The organism is Microbacterium sp. LMC-P-041, assembly GCF_030209555.1.
Classification (GTDB): Bacteria; Actinomycetota; Actinomycetes; order Actinomycetales; family Microbacteriaceae; genus Microbacterium.
The window spans coordinates 628,538-650,568 of the sequence record NZ_JARVRV010000001.1 but is presented as its reverse complement, the minus strand read 5'-3'; the positions used below and the strand labels follow the sequence as shown (position 1 = coordinate 650,568).

Below are 22,031 nucleotides of genomic sequence, written 5' to 3'. Positions count from 1 at the left end.
GCCGGGCACGGCCGGTGAGCCGCCACGAATGACGGCCTCAGTGATAGAGACGGCGACCGTGGATGTTCATTACGAGCATTGCGGCTAAAGTACCGGGATTCCGGACGTGGCCGTACGACTGCGCTGCGACTCGATCTCAGAAAGCATGAATCCGCGTCCGCGCTGGACATAGGGTGGGGGAGTGCTCGACCTCATCGCCGATATGAGCCCCGATCAGGGACGAAACGCAGTCTCCCCCGAGTGGCACGACCCGTCACGGTACTGGCCGCGCCTGTCTGCGGCGACCGGCCACCTCTCTGCTCCCGTGGCGGTGATCGACAGAGAAGCGCTCCGGCACAACGCCCTGGATCTGCTGGTCCGTGCGGGCGGACTGCCGATCCGCGTCGCCTCGAAGTCGGTGCGCGTGCGCTCGGTGCTCGACGCGGTGCTGCAGCTTCCCGGCTACCGGGGGATTCTCGCGTTCACCCTCGCCGAAGCGCTCTGGCTCGCCGAGACCCATGACGACATCGTGATCGGCTACCCGACGGTCGATCGCGCGGGACTCGCGCAGCTCTTCGAATCCGAAGAGGCGGCGCGGCGCATCACGCTCATGGTCGACGACCCGGCGCATCTCGACATCGTCGACAGCGTCGCGCCTGCCGGCCATCGCCCCGACATCCGTGTCGCGATCGACGCGGACGCCTCACTGCGATCGGCGGCGCTCGGTCATATCGGCGTCCGCAGGTCCGCGCTGTTCACTCCGGGAGAGGTGGCGGCCTTCGCTCGCACGATCGTCCGCCGCCCCGGCTTCACGCTCGTCGGCCTGCAGATGTACGAGGCCCAGATCGCCGGGCAGGGCGACAACGCGGGACCGGACGCGCCGGTGATCCGTCTGATGCAGGCGCGCTCGCGGTCAGAGCTGCGAGACCGACGAGCCGCGATCGTCGGCGCACTCTCGGAGATCGCCCCTCTCGAGTTCCTCAACGGCGGAGGGACCGGCTCCCTCGAGTTCACCGGCAGCGACGAATCGCTGACCGAGGCGAGTGCCGGCAGCGGACTGCTCGGAGGGCACCTCTTCGACGGGTATCGATCCTTCCGCCCGGCACCGGCGTCCGCGTTCGCGTTCGACGTGGTGCGGCGGCCGGCCGCCGACATCGCGACCGTGCTCGGTGGCGGATGGATCGCCTCGGGCCCCGCCGTGGCGTCGCGACAGCCGTCGCCTGTCTGGCCGCAGGGATTGCGCACTCTGTCGCGCGAGGCCGCGGGCGAGGTGCAGACACCGCTGCAGGGGCGAGAGGCCCAGCACCTCGGAGTGGGCGATCGGGTCTGGTTCCGCCACGCGAAGAGCGGCGAGCCTGCCGAGCGCATCGACAGCTACCAGCTCGTCTCCGGCGACGAGATCGTCGACGAGCTTCCCACGTATCGCGGCGAGGGGAAGGCGTTCCTGTGACCCGGATCGGCGGAACCTGGCAGAACTGGGGGCGGTCGGCGCAGGTGAAGCCGCTCCGCGTCGAGCGCCCGCGCACGCCGGAAGGCGTGCAGCGCGCCGTCCGGGCAGCTGTGTCGCAAGGTCTCACCGTGAAGGCGGTCGGAGCGGGGCACAGCTTCACGGGCATCGCCGTCGCCCCCGGGGTGCTCCTGGAACTCGACGACATGCAAGGACTCGTATCGGCCGACGCGTCCACCGGCCGCGCGACTCTGCTCGCGGGAACCCGGCTGCACCGCATCCCCTCACTGCTTGCGCCGTTCGGTCTCGCCATGGAGAACCTCGGCGACATCGACCGTCAGTCCATCTCCGGCGCGATCTCGACCGGGACCCATGGGACCGGGTCCGGGTTCGGAGGACTCGCCACACAGGTCGTCGCGGCGACCATGGTGACCGCAGCCGGCGAGTTCCTGAGAGTGGACGAGAGGCAGAACACCGATCTGCTGCCCGCGGTCACACTGGGGCTCGGCGCGCTCGGGATCCTGGTCGACATCACGCTGCAGTGCGTGCCGAACCTCCTCCTGGAGGCAGTCGACGAGCCAGCGCCTCTCGACGACGTTCTCGAGACCCTGCACAGTCGGGTCGAGGAATCGGACCACTTCGAGTTCTACTGGTTCCCGCACACGGACATCGCTCTGACCAAGAGACAGACCAGACTGCCGGAGTCGACTCGGCGGCAGCCTCTCCCCGTCGTAGGGCGCTGGATCGATGAGACCCTGCTCTCGAACGGCGTATACCGGGCGGTATGCGCCGCCGGGCAGGTGGCACCCGTCATCACTCCGCCGTTCAACAGGCTCGCGGTGAAGCTCACGGGCGACCGGCGCTACACCGAGCTGTCGCACCGCGTCCTGACACAGAGCCGCACGGTGCGGTTCCGCGAGATGGAGTACGCGCTGCCCGTCGAGAACGTCGTGCCGGCCTTCCGCGCTGTGCGCGAGCTCATCGAGCGACGAGGATGGCGCATCGAATTCCCGATCGAGGTGCGCTTCGCGGCGGGCGACGACAGGTGGCTGTCGACGGCGTACGGCAGGGCCACGGGGTACATCGCGGTCCACCGCTACTGGCGCGCCGATCCGTCGGTGTACTTCGAGGCCGTGGAGCAGATCATGCTCGAGCACGGCGGACGGCCCCACTGGGGCAAGCTGCACACGCTGACCGCCGAGCAGCTGCGAGAGCGCTATCCGCGGTTCGACGACTTCACCGCCGTGCGCGACCGGCTCGACCCGGATCGCCGATTCACGAACCGATACCTGGATCGCGTTCTCGGCGCATGACGGGGCTGCAGCTGACCGTCGCACACCCAGTCGACGCGCAGGCTGCGCCGATAGGATGAGACAAACACGAGGAAGGGTGGGCCTCTGATGGAATGGCTCGTGCCGGTACTGATCGTCGTCGGTGTGATTCTGCTCATCGGAATCTACCTCTGGGCGACCTACAACTCGCTGGTGCAGCTCAACGTCCGCGTCGACGAGGCCTGGAGCGGCATCACGGTTCAGCTGAAGCGCAGAGCGGATCTGATACCCAACCTCATCGAGACGGTGAAGGGCTACGCCTCGCACGAGAAGGCGGTGTTCGAGAACGTCACGCGTGCGCGAGCGGAGACGCTGTCTGCCGGCAGCCCCGGCGAGGCGGGCATCGCCGAAGGTCATCTGCAGCAGGCGCTCCGCAGCCTGTTCGCGGTCGCCGAGGCCTATCCGCAGCTGCAGGCGAGCCAGAACTTCCTTCAGGTGCAGCAGGCCCTCGTCGACACCGAGGACAAGATCCAGGCTGCGCGCCGCTTCTACAACGGCGGGGTCCGCGAGCTGAACACCAAGATCAAGGTCTTCCCCAACAATCTCTTCGCCAAGGGACTCGGATTCACCGAGCGCGAGTTCTTCGAGGTCGCCGACAGCGGCGCGATCTCCGAGCCGCCACGCGTGCAGTTCTGATGTGTCACAAGGCCCGATGCGCACCAGCGCATCGGGCCTTCTGCATGTCCGGCCGCCCGTGGCGAGTCGATCCCGGGGCCTGAGCGTCGCTCACCAGACGTCGAGCTCCACAGCGTCACCCTCGACGGTCACGCCGCCGCGGAGCATCCAGGAGTCCGTGCGATACGTCTCGGTCCTCGGACTGCCGTCCTGACCTGTGCCAGACACGGTGGCGACGAGGACGCCCCCGTCGGCGACGAATCCACCGTCCGTGAGCTCCAGGACCGGCAGCTGCTCTATGCGGAACCGGACGTCGTCGACCGAGGCGAACTCGGTGCCCCAGGGGATCCTGATCCCGCATCCGTCGGGAACGGCGTCATCGGAGACCTCCGCAGACGTGCACTCCTCGAGGTGGTCGTCCAGCGCCTGCTGTGCGGTCGTGCGCACATCGATCTCAGGCGTCGGTGCGCTGCTCGTCGCCGGGGGACCGGCAGCAGGGGACACATCGCCGGATGACAGCCACAGCCATGATGCCGCCACCACGACGACGAGAGCGGCACCGACGCCGCCGATCGCCCATGCCCTGCGGCGGTTCACGAGGGCACCTCTCTCGCGTGCACATGGCGACGCACGGACGTGTCCGGGTGAACCGAGAGTGCGGCGTGAAGAGCCTCTGCCGCGGTGCCCCACCGCGAGACCGAGACATGCGCGAGGCCCTGCCATTCCGCTGCGAGCGCCAGCTCTGCGGCGATCCGCTCAGCGTCGGCGTCAGGCCTGGCCTGAGGCTCCCACCAGGCCGACTGCACCTGAAGCGTCGACGTCGCGCGGTCGGCCTTCAGATCGACGCGGGCCACGATCCGGTCGCCGACGAGCACGGGCAGCGAGTAGTAGCCGTATCGCCGCTTGTCGGCGGGGACGTAGATCTCGATCCTGTAGTCGAGCTCGAAGGCGCGCAGCGCTCTGTCGCGGAACCAGACGACGGGATCGAACGGTGTCAGCAGCGCTGACGCGTCGATGCGGCGCGGCAGCACGGCATCCCGATGTCGCCAGCTCGGGAGCGGGCGCCCACCGCGGTCCCAGCCCCGCACCGACACCGGGAGCAACTCGCCCGTGTCGACCAGATCGGCGATCGACTGCGAGACCGCCGCGCGATCGCGGATGCGGTGGTAGTCGGCGAGATCCGACTGCGTCGCGACTCCCGACGAGCGCGCCGCCCGACGTGTGAGCTCGCGGATCGCATCGTCCCGCGGCACGTGGCGCGACAGGATGGCGTCGGGGATCACCTGCTCGGCGAGAGCGTAGCTGCGCTCGAAACCCTTCCGACCGCTGATCGCGACGTCCCCGGTGCGCCACAGGTGCTCGAGCGCGAGCTTGACGTCATCCCAGTCCCACCATGTGCCGCGCTCGCGGGGCGCATCTTCTCGGAGATCCGCCGGTCGCAGTGGGCCCCGCGCCCTGAGCTCGTCCTGCACCCAGCGCAGCGTCCGCGTGTTCAGGCTCATCCACGAGTCGGCCGCCGCCCATCGAGCGCGGAAGTGATCCATCCGGAATCGCCACAGCGGCCAATCCTCGATGGGGATGAACGTCGCCTCATGAGCCATGTACTCGACGTAGTGGGTGGTCCGGGAGTGGAACACCCGATCGAACAGCGCCGGATCGTAGGCTCCCAGACGCGAGAACAGCGGCATGTAGTGCGACCTCGCGAACACGTTGACCGAGTCGATCTGCAGCACGCCCAGCCGATCCATCACCCGGTGGATGTGCCGGGCCGACACCGATGCGGGGCGTGCGCGGGAGAAGCCCTGCGCGGCCAGCGCGATGCGACGGGCCTGGGCGGAGCTGAGGGTCTCGGTCACCTCGTCAGGGTATCTCCGAGCGCCGACATCCGGGCCTCGTACGTCCGGACGCGCGGCGCCCGCGCCGTAGACTTGGGCGATGAGCGAAGAGCTGCGTCCACGGCTGAGAGACCTCTTCCGTCCGCGCCCGGTCTCGCCGGATCGCACGGTGACCACCGAGGCCGATGAAGCCGTCCCGCGAGGACTCCGCATCACGGCCGCATATTCCTGGCGCATCCTGCTGATCGCAGCGGTGGTGGCCGGATTCATCTGGCTCGTGATCGAGCTGAAGCTCCTCGTGATCCCGCTCATGGTCGGCATCCTCATCACGGCTCTGCTGTGGCCGGGATTCCAGTGGATGCTGCGCCACCGGTTCCCGCGCTGGCTGGCAGTGGCGCTGTCGATCATCGGCACGCTCGCGATCGTCTCCCTGCTGCTCTGGCTCGTCATCTGGCAGGTCCGCGCCCAGCTGCCCGACGTGCAGGCGCGGAGTTCCCAGGCGATCGAGGAATTCCGGCAGTTCCTTCTCAACGGACCGCTGCACCTGAGTGAGACGCAGATCCAGGACTACATCGATCAGGGCCTCGGCATCATCGACGAGCAGACGCAGACGCTCCTCAACGGGGCTCTCGCGGTCGGCACGACCGCCGCGCATGTGGTGACCGGCGCGGTCCTCTCACTGTTCATCCTGATCTGCCTGCTCGCCGACGGTCGGGGGATCTGGCGCTGGACGCTGCGCCTGTTCCCGCGCGCGGCGCGACCGGCCGCCGACGCGGCCGCGAGCAACGGCTTCGCGACGATCGTCAACTACGCCCGCACGCAGCTGCTGGTGGCCGCGATCGACGCGGTCGGCATCGGCGTGGGTGCCGCTCTGCTCGGCGTCCCGCTGGCGATACCGGTCGCCGTGCTCGTCTTCCTCGGATCCTTCGTGCCGATCGTCGGTGCGGTCGTGACCGGCGCGATCGCGGTCCTGCTGGCCCTCGTCTACAACGGGCCGTGGATCGCTCTGGCGATGCTGGCCGTCGTGCTCGGCGTGCAGCAGCTCGAGGGGCACATCCTGCAGCCGATCCTGATGGGCTCCGCGGTGAAGGTGCACCCGCTCGCGGTCGTGCTCGTCGTCGCCGGCGGCTCGATGGTCGGCGGCATCCCCGGAGCGCTGTTCGCGGTGCCTCTCGCAGCGTTCGTCAACGTCGCAGCGGTGACCGTCAGCACGGGGTCGTGGAAGACCGGCGACGTCCCGAACGCAGACCTAATCTGGAGCACAGTTCCGCGCGAGCGGAGACGGAGGAATCGATGAGCGCAGTCCCCAGCCTGGACGAGTTCGAGAAGGCAGCTCAGAGTCTGGCTGAGGTGATCACGCGGACGCCGACGTTGCCTTCGCGCGCTCTGTCGGATGTCCTCGGAGCGCCGGTCGTACTCAAGATGGAGAACCTGCAGCGAACGGGGTCCTTCAAGATCCGGGGATCCGCATATCGCCTCTCCCAGCTGAGTGCCGAAGAGCGCGCGCGCGGCGTGGTCGCGGCCTCCGCCGGCAATCACGCGCAGGGCGTCGCCCTCGCGGCGCAGACCCTCGGAATTCCGGCGACCATCTTCGTGCCGATCGGCATCCCGGTGCCCAAGCTGCTGGCGACCAGGAGCTACGGCGCCGAGGTCGTGCTCGAGGGAGAGACGGTCGCGACGTCGCTGCGGCTCGCCGCCGAGTTCGCCGAGCGCACGGGAGCGGTGATCATCCATCCGTTCGACCACCGCGATGTCGTCATCGGCCAGGGCACGCTCGGACTCGAGCTGCTCGAGGATGCTCCGGACGTCGACACGATCGTGCTGGGGATCGGCGGGGGAGGCCTGATCGCCGGTGTCGCCGCTGCGGTGAAGGCGAAGGCCGCCGAGATGGGCCGCACCGTCCGCATCATCGGCGTCCAGGCCGAGAACGCCGCGGCGATGCTTCCCTCGCTCGAAGCGGGATACCCGGTCGACATCGAGACGAAGCCCACGATCGCTGACGGCATCCTGGTCGCGCGCCCCGGCGCCATCCCGTTCGAGATCATCAAGGACCTCGTCGACGAGGTCGTCACGGTGACGGACGACGACCTCGCACGCGCCATCCTCGTGCTGCTCGAGCAGTCCAAGGTGATCGCGGAGCCGGCGGGTGCCGTCGGAGTCGCCGCGATCCTCGCCGGCAAGGTGAAGGCCAGCGGCAAGACCATGGCCGTGGTCTCCGGTGGCAACATCGACCCGCTGCTGCTGCAGCGCGTGGTCTCTCACGGTCTGGCGGCATCCGGCCGGTACCTGACGATCCGCATCCCGCTGCCCGACCGTCCCGGTCAGCTGGCGCGGGTGTCCGAGCTGATCGCGGAGGCCGGCGCCAACGTGATCGAGGCGATGCACACCCGTCACGGGCACGGGCTGCAGATCAGCGAGGTCTTCCTCGAGCTCAGCGTCGAGACGCGGGGCACCGAGCATTCCGAGCACACCCTCGACACCCTCCGTCGTGCCGGCTTCCAGCCGATGATCGTTCCGGACTGACCCGCGACGACAGAAGGCCCCGTCCATTCGGACGGGGCCTTCTGTCGTCGCGGAACGCGCGCGTGATCGGAGCGCGTCAGCCGGTGTAGGTCTCGACGTTCACGATCTCGACCGAGATCGCGCGGCCGTTCGGCGCCTCGTACGAGGACTTCTCGCCGACCTTGAGTCCGAGGATCGCCTGTCCGAGCGGGCTGGCCTCGCTGTACACGTCGAGGTCGCTGCCCACGGCGATCTCACGGCTGCCGAGGAGGAAGACCTCTTCGCCACCGGCGACCACGGCGGTCACGACCGTGCCGGGCTCGACGATGCCGCGGCTCGCGGGCGCCTCGCCGACCTTGGCGGTCTTGAGAAGGTTCTCGAGGGTGCGGATCCGCGCCTCCTGCTTGCCCTGCTCGTCCTTGGCGGCGTGGTACCCGCCGTTCTCCTTGAGGTCGCCCTCTTCGCGTGCCGCTTCGATGCGCTTGGCGATCTCTTCGCGACCGGTGGTGGAGAGGTGCTCGAGCTCGGCGACGAGCCGGTCATACGCTTCCTGCGTGAGGAAGGGAACCTGAGCGTCAGTAGACATGACGAAGCTCCTTCGTTAGGTACCCGGCGACGTTCCGCGGGGGATATGCCAAGACGCCCCGGCACGGTGCCAGGGCGTCATCTGTCTGGCTCGAGTCTAAGCGACCCAGCAGCTGTTCACCAAACCTGTCGTGGCGCTCGAGACGGTGGGAACCGTGGCAGAGAGCGCCTGCGAATGGGCATCTCCGGCGGGGATCTCGACGACCTTCCAGCCGACGACCCCGAACTCCTCGTCCAGCGCCTCGACGATGCAGGCCACGTCCTTGCCCTGCACCCCGGTGATCTGGAAGCGCACGGTGACGCTGTGCTCATCCACCAGATCGAAGCCGAGATCGTCGGAGTCGACCGCGTTCATCTGCGCCGCGACGATCATCCAGCCGAACGCGCCGACGAGAAGTGCCGCGATGGCGATCAGGACGATCCATGGCCCCCGGCGGGAGCGGGTGCGACCGTAGCGGTCGTCGAGCTGTTGTGCGGTCGTCACGGGGTGGGTCTTCCGGTCGTTAGGCTGGTAACTCCAGGTTATGCGACCTGCGCATGAAAGGCAGACTCCATGCTCGCTCTGACCGAGACACCGATGCCGACGCCCACGATGACGGTGGCACCGGAGCTGGTCACGCCCGGATTCGTCGGCTTCGCCGCCGTCGTGATCATCCTGATCGCGGTGATCCTGCTGATCCTCGACATGAACCGTCGCATCCGTCGGGTCCGCTACCGCGAAGAGGTCAGGGATGAGCTCGACGCCGAAGAGGCCGCGCGGGCGGCTGACGAGGCGACCGAGACGGATGCCGACCTGCCGATCGTGCGCGAGGGCGACGACGACCCCGAGAAGCGCTGACCGAGCCTTCGGCGGGTCAGGCCCCGAGTGACGGGGACAGCGGTGCGAGGGCGATGAGCAGACACGCGACCCAGTGGCACAGGAAAGCGAGCACCGTGCATACGTGGAAGATCTCGTGGAACCCGAAATGGCCGGGCCACGGGTTGGGCTTCTTGATCGCGTAGACGACCGCGCCGCCCGTATAGAGGAGCCCTCCGACGATGACGAGCACCATCATCGTGGCGTTCGCGACGAAGAGGTCGGCGAGGTACATCACCGCAGCCCAGCCCAGAAGTAGGTAGAGGGCGACGTACAGCCACCGCGGAGCATTGATCCAGAACACCCGGAACAGGATGCCGAGAAGCGCCCCGCTCCACACGAACACGAGCAGCAGGGCGCCCTTCTGAGGGGGCAGCGCGAGCACGGCGAGCGGCGTATAGGTGCCGGCGATCAGCAGCAGGATGTTCGCGTGGTCGATCCGCTTGAGGATCACCTTGACCTTCGGGCTCCAGTCGATCCGGTGATAGAGAGCGGAGTTGCCGAAGAGCAGCAGCGAGGTGGCCATGAACACGGCGGCGGCCCACTTGGCCGCGCCGCCCTGCGCGACGGTGATCAGCACCACCCCGGCGACGATCGCGACGGGGAACGTGGCCGCGTGGATCCAGCCGCGCCAGGTCGGCTTGATCTCGACGGCGGCGTCGTGCGCCGCCTCCTCCAGGAGGGGCAGCTGGGGGACGTCAGGTACCGAGGAGTCGGGAGTGCTCACGCCTTCACTCTATGCGGGCTCCCATGCAGGCGAGCGTACATATCCTGAGCGTCGGCCCTGGGTCCGCCGACGCCGACACGATAGCGTAGGGAGGTGATGACACGCGATGGTCAGGGGCGGGGGCCGCTGTACCGCCTCTACACCAGCCGGCTGCGCCGCCATCTCGATCCGGAGACCGTTCCCCATCACGTCGCCATGATGATCGACGGCAATCGGCGCTGGGCCAGGCAGCTCGGCTACGAGACTCCCGCGGAGGGACACAGGGCGGGTGCCGCCAAGATGCGCGAGTTCCTCGGCTGGTGCGATGAACTCGGGGTGCGGGTCGTGTCGCTGTATCTCCTGTCGAGCGACAACCTGCGAAAGCGCGACTCCGCCGAGCTCGCCGATCTGATCGAGATCATCGCCGAGCTCGCCGAGGCACTGTCGCGCGAGGGCAATTGGCGTGTGAAGCACGTCGGACGCTCCGACATCCTTCCCGCGGAGCTCGCGAAGGTGCTGGACGACGCACAGGAGCGCACGCGCGACCACACCGGCCTCCACGTCAACCTCGCGGTCGGCTACGGCGGACGCAACGAGATCGTCGATGCGGTGCGCAGCATCGTCACGGCGCATCAGGCGTCCGGCGGCACGATCGAGGACCTCGCCGCTCATCTGACCCCCGAGATGATCGGGGAGCATCTGTACACCGGCGGCCAGCCGGACCCCGATCTCGTCATCCGCACGAGCGGCGAGCAGCGTCTGAGCGACTTCCTGCTCTGGCAGAGCGCCCACAGCGAGTTCTACTTCGTGGAGGCGCTCGGGCCGGACCTGCGCCAGGTCGACTTCCTCCGCGCGATCCGCGACTTCGCCGACCGTGACCGGCGCTTCGGCCGCTGACCTCGCCGACGACGCCACCCCGCGTTAACCAACACGTAACGAACTCGTGGCGTGTCGAGTTCGTCAAATGTCGGCGGCTGGTCGTAGCTTCTAGGCATCGGGCAAGGTGCCCGTCGGGTCGGCCTCAGGATGACGACTCGTGACCCCCTGGTCGACTCGTTCGAATAACCGGGAGTTCCCCGGGTCGGGAGTGGGTCGTGACCTCACGTACAGCGCAGCAGTCCACCAGCACCGCGCAGCAGTCCACCCGTAAGACGACGATGCGAGCGGGGGCGGAGGGTCCTGATCAGGATCTTCGGACCTATGTGCTCGACACGTCCGTCCTGCTGAGCGATCCGCAGGCGTTCTTCCGGTTCGCCGAGCACTCGGTCGTCCTTCCGGTGGTGGTCATCACCGAACTCGAAGGCAAGCGGCACGACCCGGAGATCGGATACTTCGCCCGTCAGGCGCTTCGCCACCTCGATGACCTTCGTGTCGAGCACGGACGGCTGGACTTCCCCGTCGAGGTCGGCGAGGGCGGCACGCTTCGGGTCGAGCTGGCCAACACGGACTCCTCGGTGCTCCCGGCCGGCATCCGGCTGAGCGACAACGACACCCGCATCCTCTCGGTCGCGATGAACCTCGCGCAGGACGGTCAGGACGTCACGATCGTCTCGAAGGACCTCCCGATGCGCGTCAAGGCGGCCTCGCTCGGTCTGCGTGCCGAGGAGTACCTCGCCGAGCAGGCCGTCGATTCGGGATGGACCGGAATCACCACCCTCGACCTGTCCGGTGACGAGATCAGCGATCTCTACGAGAGCGAGGTGGGCATCAGCGAAGATGCGAGGGGCCTGCCGGTGAACACCGGGCTCATCATCCACTCCGAGCGCGGTTCCGCACTCGGCAGGATCACGGGAGACGGCGAGTACAAGCTCGTCCGCGGCGACCGCGACATCTTCGGCATGCACGGGCGGTCCGCCGAGCAGCGGATCGCGATCGACCTGCTCACCGACCCGGACATCGGCATCGTCTCGCTGGGCGGGCGCGCGGGCACCGGAAAGTCCGCCCTGGCTCTCTGCGCCGGCCTCGAGGCGGTGCTCGAACGACAGCAGCAGAAGAAGATCATCGTCTTCCGCCCGCTGTTCGCCGTCGGAGGCCAGGAGCTCGGCTACCTGCCCGGCGATCAGGGCGAGAAGATGGGCCCGTGGGGGCAGGCGGTGTTCGACACGCTCGGTTCGGTCGTGTCCGGCAACGTCATGGAGGAGGTCGTCGAACGGGGCATTCTCGAGGTGCTCCCGCTCACGCACATCCGCGGTCGGTCGCTGCACGACGCGTTCGTGATCGTCGACGAGGCGCAGTCGCTCGAGCGCAACGTGCTGCTGACCGTCCTCAGCCGCATGGGGCAGAACTCGCGCGTGATCCTGACCCACGACGTCGGCCAGCGCGACAACCTCCGTGTCGGCCGTCATGACGGCATCGCCAGCGTGATCGAGACGCTCAAGGGGCATGACCTGTTCGCCCACGTGACGCTGATGCGGTCCGAGCGCTCCGCGATCGCCGCCCTGGTGACCGAGCTTCTCGAAGGGGGCGAACTCAGCTGACCTGAGTGGTCCGACAGCGGATGCCGTGATGTCACGGCATCCGCTGTCGCATGTTCCGGCGGATGCGTCGGCGATTCGCTTCCGTCGGCGTGGTCGTCGGATTACGCTCGTGGCACCGAACGCAGACGATGGAGTGATGCGCCATGAGTGACACAACGAAGACTGTCGAAGACCACTCGCTTCCCCCGGTGGCTGTCGATGAGAAGCCGCGCTGGACACCGCTGAAGATCGTCCTCTGGGCGGCGATCGCGCTACTGGGCGGTGTCGCCTGGACGATGCTCGCCATCGTCAGAGGCGAGACGGTGAACGCGATCTGGTTCGTGTTCGCGGCGGTCTGCACCTATCTCGTCTTCTACCGTTTCTACTCGAAGTTCATCGAGCGCAACCTCGTCAAGCCGAACGACCGACGCGCGACACCCGCCGAGTACAAGGCGGACGGCAAGGACTACGTCGCGACCGACCGTCGAGTGCTGTTCGGACACCACTTCGCCGCGATCGCGGGTGCCGGCCCTCTCGTGGGACCCGTGCTCGCCGCGCAGATGGGCTACCTGCCGGGCACGATCTGGATCATCGTCGGAGTCGTCCTGGCGGGTGCCGTGCAGGACTACCTCGTGATGTTCTTCTCGATGCGCCGGGGCGGGCGCTCTCTCGGCCAGATGGCCCGCGACGAGCTCGGTCGATTCGGCGGCACGGCGGCCATCGTCGCCACACTCCTCATCATGATCATCATCACGGCGATCCTCGCTCTCGTCGTGGTGAACGCCCTCGGCGAGAGCCCCTGGGGCGTGTTCTCCGTGGCCATGACGATCCCGATCGCCCTGTTCATGGGTGCGTACCTCCGGTGGATCCGACCAGGCAAGATCACCGAGGTGTCGCTCATCGGGTTCGTGCTCCTGATGGCGGCGATCATCGGCGGCGGGATGGTCGCCGAGACCGACTGGGGTCAGGCGGTCTTCACCCTCGACCGCACGACGATCGCGTGGGGGATCATCATCTACGGCTTCATCGCCGCGGTGCTGCCGGTGTGGATGCTGCTCGCTCCGCGCGACTACCTCTCGACCTTCATGAAGATCGGCGTGATCGTGGCACTCGCCGTCGCGATTCTTTTCGTGCGGCCCGAGATCACCGTCCCGGCCTTCAGTGAATTCGCTGCGGGGGAGACGGGGCCGGTCTGGGCGGGTTCCCTCTTCCCGTTCCTGTTCGTGACGATCGCCTGCGGGGCGCTGAGCGGATTCCATGCGCTCATCGCGTCGGGCACCACGCCGAAGATGATCGAGAAGGAGAAGCAGACCCGCTTCATCGGCTACGGCGGCATGCTCATGGAGTCGTTCGTCGCGATCATGGCGCTCGTCGCCGCGATCTCGATCGACCGTGGTCTGTACTTCGCGATGAACTCCTCGCCGGCCGCGACCCTCGGCACCGTCGAAGGCGCCGTGCAGTTCGTCAACAGCCTCGGGCTGACGGGTGTGAACCTGACCCCCGAGATGCTCACGAGCACGGCCGAAGCTGTGGGGGAGGAGTCGATCGTCTCCCGCACCGGCGGTGCGCCGACCCTCGCTCTCGGCCTCGCGCACATCATGCAGCAGTGGATCGGCGGCACCGGGATGATGGCGTTCTGGTATCACTTCGCGATCATGTTCGAGGCGCTGTTCATCCTGACCGCAGTGGATGCCGGCACCCGTGTCGCGCGATTCATGCTGCAGGACTCGGTCGGCAACGTCATCCCCCGTTTCAAGGACACGTCGTGGCGGGTCGGGGCCTGGATCTGCACGGCGGTGATGGTCGCGGGCTGGGGCGCGGTGCTGATCATGGGCGTCACGGACCCTCTCGGCGGCATCAACACCCTGTTCCCGTTGTTCGGCATCGCCAACCAGCTGCTGGCGGCCATCGCGCTCGCCGTGGTGCTCACCATCGTCGCCCGCAGGCGCACGTTCACGGTTCTCTGGGTGGTCGCTCTGCCGCTGGCATTCGTGACGGTCGTCACCGTCACGGCGTCGCTGCAGAAGATCTTCTCGAGCGTGCCGCAGGTCGGCTACTTCGCCAATCACGTCGCCTTCCGAGACGCGCTCGCTGCGGGCGAGACGTCGTTCGGCACGGCGACCAGCGTCGCCGCGATGGAGGCGGTGGTGCGCAACACGATGATCCAGGGCATCCTGTCGGTGACTTTCCTCGTGCTGTCTGTGATCGTCATCACGATCTCGATCGTCAAGGTCATCCAGGCGGTGCGACCCGGGCCGATCATCGACCACGAAGACCCGGAGGTGCCGTCGCGTCGGTTCGCTCCGGCAGGCCTCATCGCCTCACCGGAGGAGCGCGCGGTCGAGAAGGAGTGGAACGCGCTGCCCTCGTCCGCCCAGCCGACGAGGGGGCACTGATGTCTGTGGCGGTGACCGACGCGGCGCGCAGGATCTGGCACTCCGTCGCCTGGTACATGAACGGCGTGACAGGGCAGTCGCGGTACACGGCCTACGTCGCGCACGAACGGGAGCGGCATCCCGAGCGAGAGCCGCTCACCGAGCGCGAGTTCTGGCGGGCGCACTACGCCCAGCAGGATGCCGACCCCGGAGCCCGGTGCTGCTGAGGGGCAGACGACGGATGCCGCAGGGAACGAGTCCCTGCGGCATCCGTCGTGTCAGTATCCGGTGATCAACCCGGGTGGGTCATCGACAGCAGGTCGAGCTTCTCGTCGAGCTGCTCGAGCGTCAGGTCCCCGCGCTCGACATAGCCGAGGTCGATCACGGCGTCGCGCACCGTGATGCCCTTCGCGACCGAGTGCTTGGCGATCTTCGCCGCAGCCTCGTAGCCGATGAGCTTGTTGAGCGGGGTGACGATCGACGGGCTCATTCCGGCGAAAGCCGCCGCGCGGTCGAGGTTCGCCTGCAGTCCGTCGACGGTCTTGTCGGCGAGCACGCGCGAGGCGTTGGCGAGCAGACGGATCGACTCGAGAACGGCGGTGCCCATGACCGGGATCGCGACGTTGAGCTCGAACGAGCCGGATGCTCCGGCCCAGGCGACGGTCGCGTCGTTGCCGATCACTCGTGCGCACACCATCAGCACGGCCTCGGGGACGACCGGGTTCACCTTTCCGGGCATGATCGAGGAACCCGGCTGCAGGTCGGGGATGTGCAGTTCGCCGAGTCCGGTGTTGGGGCCGGAGCCCATCCAGCGCAGGTCGTTGTTGATCTTGGTCAGCGAGACGGCGATCGTGCGCAGCGCGCCGGACGCCTCGACGAGACCGTCGCGGTTGGCCTGTGCCTCGAAGTGATCCTTGGCCTCGGTGATCGGAAGCTCGGTCTCGGCTGCGAGCAGTTCGATGACCTTCTGCGGGAACCCGAGCGGCGTGTTGATGCCGGTGCCGGTGGCGGTGCCGCCGAGCGGGACCTCGGCGACGCGGGGGAGCGCCGACTGCACGCGCTCGATGCCGAGGCGCATCTGACGGGCGTAGCCGCCGAACTCCTGGCCCAGGGTGACGGGAGTGGCGTCCATGAGGTGCGTGCGACCCGACTTCACCGCGTCCTTCCACAGCTCGGCCTTCGCCTCGAAGGCGACGGCGAGGTGGTCGAGCGCGGGGATGAGGGTGTCGATGAGCGCCTGCGTGACCGCGATGTGCACCGAGGTCGGGAACACGTCGTTCGACGACTGCGAGGCGTTCACATGGTCGTTCGGGTGCACATCCGCACCGAGGATGCGCGTCGCGAGGGTCGCGAGCACCTCGTTCATGTTCATGTTCGACGACGTGCCGGAGCCCGTCTGGTAGGTGTCGACGGGGAACTCGCCGTCATGTGCACCGGATGCGACCTCGTCGGCGGCCTGGGCGATCGCGTCCGCGATGGCCCCATCGAGCGTGCCCAGCTCCTTGTTCGCGAGCGCGGCGGCCTTCTTGATGCGCGCGAGGGCGGCGATCTGCGTGGATTCGAGGCCCTTGCCCGAGATCGGGAAGTTCTCGACGGCGCGCTGCGTCTGTGCGCCGTAGAGCGCGTTCACGGGAACCCGCACCTCGCCCATCGTGTCGTGCTCGATGCGGTAGCCCTGCGCGTCTGCGCCGCTGTGCTGGTCGGTCATTCCGAACCCTCCTTGGTTGCGGGGCTGTGCCCCTCGGTGTCGTTTCCGTCTGTGTCGAGTCCGACCGTGATGACGGGAATCGCGGTTCCCTCGGCCAGACGGTAGTTGGCGCCGACGATGCCCAGACGACCCTCGGCGACGGCGTGGGAGATCACCTCGGACGACTGCAGCAGGTCGCGGACCGTGTTGCGCAGGTGCTCCTGGCCGACCAGGTCGGCGTCGATCTCGGCGACCGTGGTCCCGCCGCTCTCGACGAGCACCTTCCGGGCCGCAGGCACGATCGGTGCGATGAGCTTCCAGATGTGCGGCGGCAGCGGCGCCGCGTCGATCGCGGTGCCGTCGATGGCGGCGCGCACAGCACCGCACGAGTCGTGTGCGAGCACGACGATCAGGGGGACGTTCAGCACCGCGACCGCGTACTCGAGGCTCGCGACGATCGACTCGCCGATCACCTGACCGGCATTGCGGACGACGAACAGGTCGCCGAGCCCCAGGTCGAAGATGATCTCCGCGGCCAGCCGGGAGTCGGAGCATCCGAACAGGGTGGCGACAGGATGCTGCGCCGCAGCCAGGTGCTTGCGTCGGGCGACATCCTGATTCGGGTGCCGCGGGGCGTCATCGACGAATCGCTGGTTGCCCTCCTGCATCTGCTTCCAGGCGGCGGCGGGCGTGAGCGTGTCTGTCATGAGGGCTACTCCGAGAGGTCGCGGATCTGGGGGACGAGGGACTCGGCGAGCTCGGCGGTGGAGTCGGCGGAGCGTGAGCCGTAGAGCAGCAGGTAGTCGTCACCCGCCTGGGTGCCGATCGCATAGGTGATGTTCTGCTTCGCACCGGCATCGCCGAGGTCGTAGACGTCCCACTCCAGCCCGCCGATCGATGTCGTGTCCGTCGGCGCGGTTCCGTTGAGGCGCTGCGGGGCCCAGGCTGCGTCGGCGTCGAAGGCCTGTGCCAGCTTGATGAATCCGCGCTCATCCTCGGCTGACGGGGCGAGGGTGACATCCCAGACCGTCGTCGCGCCGCTCGTGAGCTCGGCCGTGTTGACTCTCCAGAAGTCGGCCAGGTCGGGCACGATCACCGGGCGGTCCATGGTGGACTCCACGTCCGCGGCTACGCCGACCACGTCGATCTTCTGGGCGGTCGCGGGTTCGCCACGGGGAACTGCGAGCACGATCACCGTGACGATGGCCAGCGTGACGATCAGAGCGGCCACCAGGCTGCGCACCGTCTGGCTCGAGCGATAGGCCTTGCTCGACGCGGCCTTGCGGGCCGCCGTCTCTTCGGGGGTCTCCGGCCGGCCCAGCTCGGCGACGATGGGAGCGGGCTTGCTCATGAGTCGTCTCCGTCGGCGGCACCGGTCGACGTGGCACGGGCGGCCTCGAGGCGACGCTTGGCGCCGAGCAGCCATTCCTCGCAGCGGGCCGCCAGGGCCTCGCCGCGCTCCCAGAGAGCGAGCGACTGCTCGAGGGTCGGAGCACCCTGTTCGAGCTCGGATACGACCTTCACGAGCTCATCGCGAGCGGCCTCGAATGACAGCGTGTCCACAGGGGTGTCGTTCGGCGCACTCACGCCTCCATCCTACGCGGTGCGCGGGACCCGCTCATCCGGAGCGGGGCACCGGTGCTTCCGCGATCTCGCCCTCGGAACGGGCCGCGACGGAGCCGCGGTCGACCGTGATCGTCAGGCTGCTGCCGGCCGGAGCGTCGGCGGCGTCGCGGAGGATCACTCCGCCCTCGAGATGGGCGATCGCATAGCCGCGCGACAGCGTGGCCGCGGGGGAGAGCGCCCGCAGTGAGGCTCGCAGCTCGCTCGTCGCACGGCCGGCCGCATCGTGCTGACGGGTGATCGTGTCGCGTCCCCGCGAAAGCAGCAGCCACACGTCCTGAGAACGCGACTCGATGATCGGGTCGGGGGAGCGCAGCGAGGGACGGGACCGCAGCTGCTCGAGCTGTGCGATGTCGTGCGACAGCCGCTGCGTCAGTCGGGTCGTGGCTCGGGATCGCAGCTGGGCGATCAGCGCCCGCTGCTCGCTGACGTCGGGTACGACGCGCTTCGCGGCATCCGTCGGAGTCGATGCGCGCAGGTCGGCCACGTCGTCCAGAAGCGGATGATCGTTCTCGTGTCCGATCGCGCTGACGATCGGAGTCGTTGCCGCGGCCACAGCCCGGACGAGTCGTTCGTCACTGAATCCGAGCAGCGTCTGCGGATCGCCGCCGCCGCGGGCGATGACGATCACGTCGACATCCGGGTCGGCGTCCAGTCGTGCCAGAGCGGCGAGGGTCTCGGGGACGCACCGGTCGCCCTGAACAGCCGCATACTCCGTGCGGAAGCGCACCTGGGGCCAACGCAACTCGGCGTTGCGGTGCACGTCCTTCTCGGCATCCGACTTCTCTCCCGTGATCAGGCCGATCACATGGGGGAGGAACGGGAGGCGCTTCTTTCGCGAGGCGTCGAACAGGCCCTCCTGGCGCAGCTGCAGTCGCAGCTTCTCCAGCTTCTCCAGCTGATCGCCGAGGCCCACGTGCTTCATCGCCGAGACGGCGAAGCTGAAATCGCCGGCCTTGACGAAGTAGTCGGCCTTGACGGCGGCGACGACATGGTCGCCGACAGCCAGATCGCCGGGGATCCGCGGGCGCACACTCGACCAGATCCTGATGGAGATCTGCGCGTCGGAGCGGGTGTCCTTGAGCCGGGCGAAGATGTTGCCCCCGCGCACGTTCCAGGAGGTGATCTCGCCTTCGACCCACACCGTGTTCCAGCGCGCCACGAAGTCGCGGATCGTCGCGTTCAGGCGTGCGACCGAGGTCGGTGCGTCGGCCGAGGAGTCGCGCGGGGCGACCGCATCCGCCGGCGGAGTCTCGCCAGGACGCGTCGATGCTTCGAAGACCGTCATGCGCTCGGTGCCCCTTCCCGCTCCTGCTCAGGTTCTCGGCGGTAGAATTCAAGGGTGACCTCGACTGCCGTTCATCTGCCTCTGCCGCGCATCCCCCGAGTACGTGGGGCGGCCGGGCGGCTTCAGGATAACCCGGTCGTCGGCAACAAGCGTGTTCTGCTCGCCGCTCCGCGCGGATACTGCGCCGGCGTCGACCGGGCTGTGGTCGCCGTCGAGAAGGCGCTCGAGCGCTACGGCGCGCCGGTCTACGTGCGCAAGCAGATCGTGCACAACATCCACGTCGTCACCGAGCTCGAGGAGAAGGGCGCGATCTTCGTCGAGGAGGTCGACGAGGTTCCCGAGGGCGCTCACGTCGTCTTCAGTGCGCACGGAGTCTCGCCCGCGGTCGTCGAGGCGGCGTCGGACCGCGGCCTGCACGCCATCGACGCGACCTGCCCGCTGGTCACCAAGGTTCACCGCGAGGCAGTGCGTTTCGCCCGCGACGATTTCGAGATCCTGCTCATCGGTCACGAGGGGCACGAAGAGGTCGAGGGCACCGCGGGAGAGGCTCCCGAGCACGTGACCATCGTGAACTCGCCCGCCGAAGCCGACACCGTGCAGGTGAAGGACCCCTCGAAGGTGGTCTGGCTCTCGCAGACCACGCTCTCGGTCGACGAGACCATGGAGACCGTGAACCGACTGCGGGCCCGGTTCCCCGAGATGCACAATCCGCCGTCCGATGACATCTGCTACGCCACGCAGAACCGCCAGGTCGCCATCAAGAAGGTCGCGGCGAACGCCGACCTCGTGATCGTCGTCGGTTCCTCGAACTCGTCGAATTCGGTGCGCCTCGTCGAGGTCGCGCTCGAATACGGCGCGAAGGCCGCCTATCGCGTGGACTACGCCGAAGAGGTCAAGCAGGAGTGGCTCGACGGCGTTGCGACTGTCGGTGTCACCAGCGGCGCCTCCGTGCCCGAGGTGCTGGTTCGCGAGGTCCTCGACGCACTCGACGGAGCGGGTTACCGCGACGTCGAAGAGGTCAAGACGGCGGAGGAGGACCTCATGTTCTCCCTGCCCAAGGAGCTGCGACAGGATGCCGCGGGTCAGCGAGATGCGCGTGCGCTGGGAGGCCGTTCCTCCAGCGGGAACGCCTGACGGTGGCCGCCACAGAGGCGGCGCCGACGCTGATCGGCTCGGTGCAGCGCGCGCTCCGACTCGTCGACATGGTCGCGAACTCTCCGCGCCCGGTGCCGGTCAAGACTCTCGCCATGCGAACCGGCCTCACCCCGGGCACGACCTACAACCTCGTGCGCACACTGGTGCATGAGGGGTATCTCGTGAGCGAGCCCGACGGTCTGGTCCTCGGCGAGAACTTCCCCGCTTTCCGGCTGCAGTCCGACGCCGGGGGCGTGTTCTTCGCGCATGTCCGCATGGCCCTGCGTCAGACCGCCGACGAGGTGGGTGCTTCCGCATACCTGTCCCGCTATCAGGACGGCGAAGTGCACCTCATCGACATCGTGGATGCCCCGCGCAGTCCTCGGCTCGATCTGTGGGTGGGTCTGGATTCGAGCGCGCATGCCACGGCGCTCGGCAAGCAGATCCTCAGCGATCTGAGCGGAGAGGAGCGTGACGACTATCTCTCGCGGCATCCGCTGGAGGAACTCACGTCTCGCACGATCAGTGACCGGCGTGCGCTGATCGCGGAGCTCGACCGCTCTCCGGGATTCGCCGTGGACCGCGAGGAGTATGCCATCGGCAACACCTGCATCGCCGTTCCCGTGATCGCCCCGAGCGTCAGAGCCTCACTCGCCGTCTCGCTTCCTGTGGGACACCCGCGCTTCGATCGCGGCCTGCTCGGGAAGCTCAAGCTCGTGGCGAGGCGGTTGTCCATGCAGTTGGGGGCGGACGCTCTGGGCGGCGGCGCAGCCCGTCTGGCGACGCCGATCTGACGCAGCACGTGTCGCCCGTCTGATGCTCTTCACTATCTGAAGAAGTGCCTCTGGTGCTCGGGCACGCGCTTTCCTAACATGTGAGGTGTAGTCGTCTGTGCAATCGGCGCTACAGGTGGAGGAATGTCCCCAGCGTTCCTCACCCCACTTGGATGACGAGCGTCCCCAGCGTTCCGAGTCCGCGGCCCCGAGGAGTCCCCACTCCTCCGGGGCCGCCATTCTTTTGACGCCCGCAGTCTGTGAGTCGTGCAGAGACCGGGCGGATAGCATGGCCGAATGACCGATCAGCGTCCTCAGTACGGCGAAATCGCGACCCTCGAAGAGCAGCGGAGGGCAGCAGGGCTGCCGCCGCTGGGCGAGGTGCCGGCTGTGGATGTGAGCGGGACCGAGAACGCGCCCGCTCCCGGTGACCGAGTCCCGTCCGCATCGGCAGCGGCTCGTCCGCGTCCCGTCGATCGCTTCGTGACCATCGCACTGCTCGCCTACGGGCTGATCAATGTCGTGATGACAGGACTGTCATACCTCGACTTCTCCACCGCGATGAATCAGATGATGACGGTGCTCGGCGTGGACGGCGAGTTCACCAACTTCGCTGAGGGCCGGATCTGGGGCACCGTCGCGGCGATCGTGCTCGCCGTGGGCTGGTCGCTCACCGCTTTCCTGTCGATCCGCCGCCTGCGCGCCGGCAAGCTCTCGTGGTGGGTTCCGCTGGTCGGTGCGGCCGTGACCCTGCTCGTGGCGTCTGTATGCGCCGCGATTCCGCTGATGAACGACCCGGCGTTCATCGACTTCGTCGCCAAGACGGCGGGTGGATGACC

Annotated in this window: 23 protein-coding genes; 13 read left to right on the top strand and 10 right to left on the bottom strand. The window is 67.9% G+C overall.

The annotated features are described in order from the left end of the window. Positions 1-181 precede the first annotated feature (181 nt). The 3 genes from QRN21_RS03145 to QRN21_RS03135 all read left to right on the top strand — a co-directional run bounded on the left by QRN21_RS03145 (position 182) and on the right by QRN21_RS03135 (position 3,393). Positions 182-1,429 (top strand): alanine racemase, encoded by a 1,248-nt coding sequence (locus QRN21_RS03145; RefSeq protein WP_072590972.1) that lies wholly within the window; start codon positions 182-184, stop codon positions 1,427-1,429. Next, a complete protein-coding gene (locus tag QRN21_RS03140; protein WP_056277951.1) occupies positions 1,426-2,739 on the top strand; it encodes a D-arabinono-1,4-lactone oxidase in 1,314 nt (437 codons plus the stop codon). The genes QRN21_RS03145 and QRN21_RS03140 overlap by 4 nt, the downstream gene beginning before the upstream one ends. Positions 2,740-2,826: 87 nt before the next feature. After that, on the top strand, positions 2,827-3,393 hold the full coding sequence (locus QRN21_RS03135; RefSeq protein ID WP_042542063.1) for a LemA family protein: 567 nt from the start codon (positions 2,827-2,829) through the stop codon (positions 3,391-3,393). Between the two features lie 90 nt (positions 3,394-3,483). On the opposite strand, the gene QRN21_RS03130 is transcribed toward QRN21_RS03135, so the two are convergent. Then, the gene (locus QRN21_RS03130; protein ID WP_187249361.1) at positions 3,484-3,969 is read right to left on the bottom strand and encodes a hypothetical protein; all 486 of its coding nucleotides are present in this window, start codon (positions 3,967-3,969) and stop codon (positions 3,484-3,486) included. Beyond that, a complete protein-coding gene (locus QRN21_RS03125; RefSeq protein WP_285363094.1) occupies positions 3,966-5,228 on the bottom strand; it encodes a winged helix-turn-helix domain-containing protein in 1,263 nt (420 codons plus the stop codon). Before QRN21_RS03125 ends, QRN21_RS03130 begins: the two co-directional genes overlap by 4 nt. Before the next feature lie 79 nt (positions 5,229-5,307). Here QRN21_RS03125 and QRN21_RS03120 point away from each other — a divergent pair, with 79 nt between their 5' ends. Together QRN21_RS03120 and ilvA are read left to right on the top strand one after the other, a co-directional pair. After that, on the top strand, positions 5,308-6,504 hold the full coding sequence (locus QRN21_RS03120; protein ID WP_285363093.1) for an AI-2E family transporter: 1,197 nt from the start codon (positions 5,308-5,310) through the stop codon (positions 6,502-6,504). Next, positions 6,501-7,730 carry a threonine ammonia-lyase gene (gene ilvA / locus QRN21_RS03115; protein WP_053095513.1) on the top strand — a complete coding sequence of 410 codons (1,230 nt, stop codon included), beginning with the start codon at positions 6,501-6,503 and terminating at the stop codon, positions 7,728-7,730. Before QRN21_RS03120 ends, ilvA begins: the two co-directional genes overlap by 4 nt. Before the next feature lie 76 nt (positions 7,731-7,806). On the opposite strand, the gene greA is transcribed toward ilvA, so the two are convergent. Together greA and QRN21_RS03105 are read right to left on the bottom strand one after the other, a co-directional pair. Next, complete coding sequence (gene greA, locus QRN21_RS03110) at positions 7,807-8,295, bottom strand: transcription elongation factor GreA (RefSeq protein ID WP_053095514.1); 489 nt, start codon at positions 8,293-8,295, stop codon at positions 7,807-7,809. Positions 8,296-8,391: 96 nt separating this feature from the next. Further along, positions 8,392-8,778 carry a DUF4307 domain-containing protein gene (locus QRN21_RS03105; protein WP_053095515.1) on the bottom strand — a complete coding sequence of 129 codons (387 nt, stop codon included), beginning with the start codon at positions 8,776-8,778 and terminating at the stop codon, positions 8,392-8,394. 69 nt (positions 8,779-8,847) lie between these two features. Between QRN21_RS03105 and QRN21_RS03100 the strand changes: the two genes are divergently transcribed. After that, a complete protein-coding gene (locus QRN21_RS03100; protein WP_053095516.1) occupies positions 8,848-9,132 on the top strand; it encodes a hypothetical protein in 285 nt (94 codons plus the stop codon). A 16-nt stretch (positions 9,133-9,148) separates the two neighbouring features. Here QRN21_RS03100 and trhA read toward each other — a convergent pair whose 3' ends face one another. After that, on the bottom strand, positions 9,149-9,877 hold the full coding sequence (gene trhA / locus QRN21_RS03095) for a PAQR family membrane homeostasis protein TrhA (RefSeq protein WP_072590976.1): 729 nt from the start codon (positions 9,875-9,877) through the stop codon (positions 9,149-9,151). A 96-nt stretch (positions 9,878-9,973) separates the two neighbouring features. Here trhA and QRN21_RS03090 point away from each other — a divergent pair, with 96 nt between their 5' ends. The 4 genes from QRN21_RS03090 to QRN21_RS03075 all read left to right on the top strand — a co-directional run bounded on the left by QRN21_RS03090 (position 9,974) and on the right by QRN21_RS03075 (position 14,914). Next, a complete protein-coding gene (locus QRN21_RS03090) occupies positions 9,974-10,753 on the top strand; it encodes an isoprenyl transferase (RefSeq protein ID WP_056277965.1) in 780 nt (259 codons plus the stop codon). Between the two features lie 260 nt (positions 10,754-11,013). Beyond that, positions 11,014-12,333, top strand: a complete 1,320-nt coding sequence (phoH2, locus tag QRN21_RS03085) for an RNA 5'-3' helicase PhoH2 (RefSeq protein ID WP_053095519.1) — start codon at positions 11,014-11,016, stop codon at positions 12,331-12,333. 143 nt (positions 12,334-12,476) lie between these two features. Next, entirely contained in the window at positions 12,477-14,708 is a 2,232-nt protein-coding gene (locus QRN21_RS03080; protein ID WP_230100675.1) for a carbon starvation CstA family protein, read from the top strand. Then, on the top strand, positions 14,708-14,914 hold the full coding sequence (locus QRN21_RS03075) for a YbdD/YjiX family protein (protein ID WP_056277971.1): 207 nt from the start codon (positions 14,708-14,710) through the stop codon (positions 14,912-14,914). Before QRN21_RS03080 ends, QRN21_RS03075 begins: the two co-directional genes overlap by 1 nt. A gap of 65 nt (positions 14,915-14,979) precedes the next feature. On the opposite strand, the gene QRN21_RS03070 is transcribed toward QRN21_RS03075, so the two are convergent. From QRN21_RS03070 to xseA, 5 genes are read right to left on the bottom strand one after another with little or no spacing between them, the layout of a single operon-like run. Further along, positions 14,980-16,395, bottom strand: coding sequence for a class II fumarate hydratase (locus QRN21_RS03070; RefSeq protein ID WP_053095522.1), 1,416 nt, complete (start codon positions 16,393-16,395; stop codon positions 14,980-14,982). Further along, a complete protein-coding gene (locus tag QRN21_RS03065; protein WP_053095523.1) occupies positions 16,392-17,081 on the bottom strand; it encodes a carbonic anhydrase in 690 nt (229 codons plus the stop codon). The genes QRN21_RS03070 and QRN21_RS03065 overlap by 4 nt, the downstream gene beginning before the upstream one ends. Positions 17,082-17,086: 5 nt before the next feature. Further along, the gene (locus QRN21_RS03060) at positions 17,087-17,725 is read right to left on the bottom strand and encodes a DUF4245 family protein (RefSeq protein WP_053095524.1); all 639 of its coding nucleotides are present in this window, start codon (positions 17,723-17,725) and stop codon (positions 17,087-17,089) included. After that, on the bottom strand, positions 17,722-17,961 hold the full coding sequence (locus tag QRN21_RS03055) for an exodeoxyribonuclease VII small subunit (RefSeq protein ID WP_053095525.1): 240 nt from the start codon (positions 17,959-17,961) through the stop codon (positions 17,722-17,724). Before QRN21_RS03055 ends, QRN21_RS03060 begins: the two co-directional genes overlap by 4 nt. Before the next feature lie 31 nt (positions 17,962-17,992). Further along, entirely contained in the window at positions 17,993-19,285 is a 1,293-nt protein-coding gene (gene xseA, locus QRN21_RS03050) for an exodeoxyribonuclease VII large subunit (protein ID WP_056277973.1), read from the bottom strand. Between the two features lie 90 nt (positions 19,286-19,375). On the opposite strand from xseA, the gene QRN21_RS03045 reads away from it, so the two are divergent. From QRN21_RS03045 to QRN21_RS03035, 3 genes are all read left to right on the top strand, one after another. Continuing rightward, positions 19,376-20,419 (top strand): 4-hydroxy-3-methylbut-2-enyl diphosphate reductase, encoded by a 1,044-nt coding sequence (locus tag QRN21_RS03045; RefSeq protein ID WP_053099044.1) that lies wholly within the window; start codon positions 19,376-19,378, stop codon positions 20,417-20,419. Between the two features lie 2 nt (positions 20,420-20,421). After that, positions 20,422-21,213 carry an IclR family transcriptional regulator gene (locus QRN21_RS03040; protein WP_056277976.1) on the top strand — a complete coding sequence of 264 codons (792 nt, stop codon included), beginning with the start codon at positions 20,422-20,424 and terminating at the stop codon, positions 21,211-21,213. A gap of 276 nt (positions 21,214-21,489) precedes the next feature. Continuing rightward, positions 21,490-22,029, top strand: coding sequence for a DUF6264 family protein (locus QRN21_RS03035; RefSeq protein WP_053095528.1), 540 nt, complete (start codon positions 21,490-21,492; stop codon positions 22,027-22,029). Positions 22,030-22,031: the final 2 nt, after the last annotated feature.

Excerpts from the sequence above, each read along its gene's own strand:
- QRN21_RS03135 (WP_042542063.1), top strand. The coding sequence starts at position 2,827 with ATGGAATGGCTCGTGCCGGTACTGATCGTCGTCGGTGTGATTCTGCTC.
- QRN21_RS03120 (WP_285363093.1), top strand. The coding sequence starts at position 5,308 with ATGAGCGAAGAGCTGCGTCCACGGCTGAGAGACCTCTTCCGTCCGCGC.
- ilvA (WP_053095513.1), top strand. The coding sequence starts at position 6,501 with ATGAGCGCAGTCCCCAGCCTGGACGAGTTCGAGAAGGCAGCTCAGAGT.
- greA (WP_053095514.1), bottom strand. The coding sequence starts at position 8,295 with ATGTCTACTGACGCTCAGGTTCCCTTCCTCACGCAGGAAGCGTATGAC.
- QRN21_RS03100 (WP_053095516.1), top strand. The coding sequence starts at position 8,848 with ATGCTCGCTCTGACCGAGACACCGATGCCGACGCCCACGATGACGGTG.
- QRN21_RS03090 (WP_056277965.1), top strand. The coding sequence starts at position 9,974 with ATGACACGCGATGGTCAGGGGCGGGGGCCGCTGTACCGCCTCTACACC.
- phoH2 (WP_053095519.1), top strand. The coding sequence starts at position 11,014 with ATGCGAGCGGGGGCGGAGGGTCCTGATCAGGATCTTCGGACCTATGTG.
- QRN21_RS03080 (WP_230100675.1), top strand. The coding sequence starts at position 12,477 with ATGAGTGACACAACGAAGACTGTCGAAGACCACTCGCTTCCCCCGGTG.
- QRN21_RS03075 (WP_056277971.1), top strand. The coding sequence starts at position 14,708 with ATGTCTGTGGCGGTGACCGACGCGGCGCGCAGGATCTGGCACTCCGTC.
- QRN21_RS03070 (WP_053095522.1), bottom strand. The coding sequence starts at position 16,395 with ATGACCGACCAGCACAGCGGCGCAGACGCGCAGGGCTACCGCATCGAG.
- QRN21_RS03065 (WP_053095523.1), bottom strand. The coding sequence starts at position 17,081 with ATGACAGACACGCTCACGCCCGCCGCCGCCTGGAAGCAGATGCAGGAG.
- QRN21_RS03060 (WP_053095524.1), bottom strand. The coding sequence starts at position 17,725 with ATGAGCAAGCCCGCTCCCATCGTCGCCGAGCTGGGCCGGCCGGAGACC.
- xseA (WP_056277973.1), bottom strand. The coding sequence starts at position 19,285 with ATGACGGTCTTCGAAGCATCGACGCGTCCTGGCGAGACTCCGCCGGCG.
- QRN21_RS03035 (WP_053095528.1), top strand. The coding sequence starts at position 21,490 with ATGACCGATCAGCGTCCTCAGTACGGCGAAATCGCGACCCTCGAAGAG.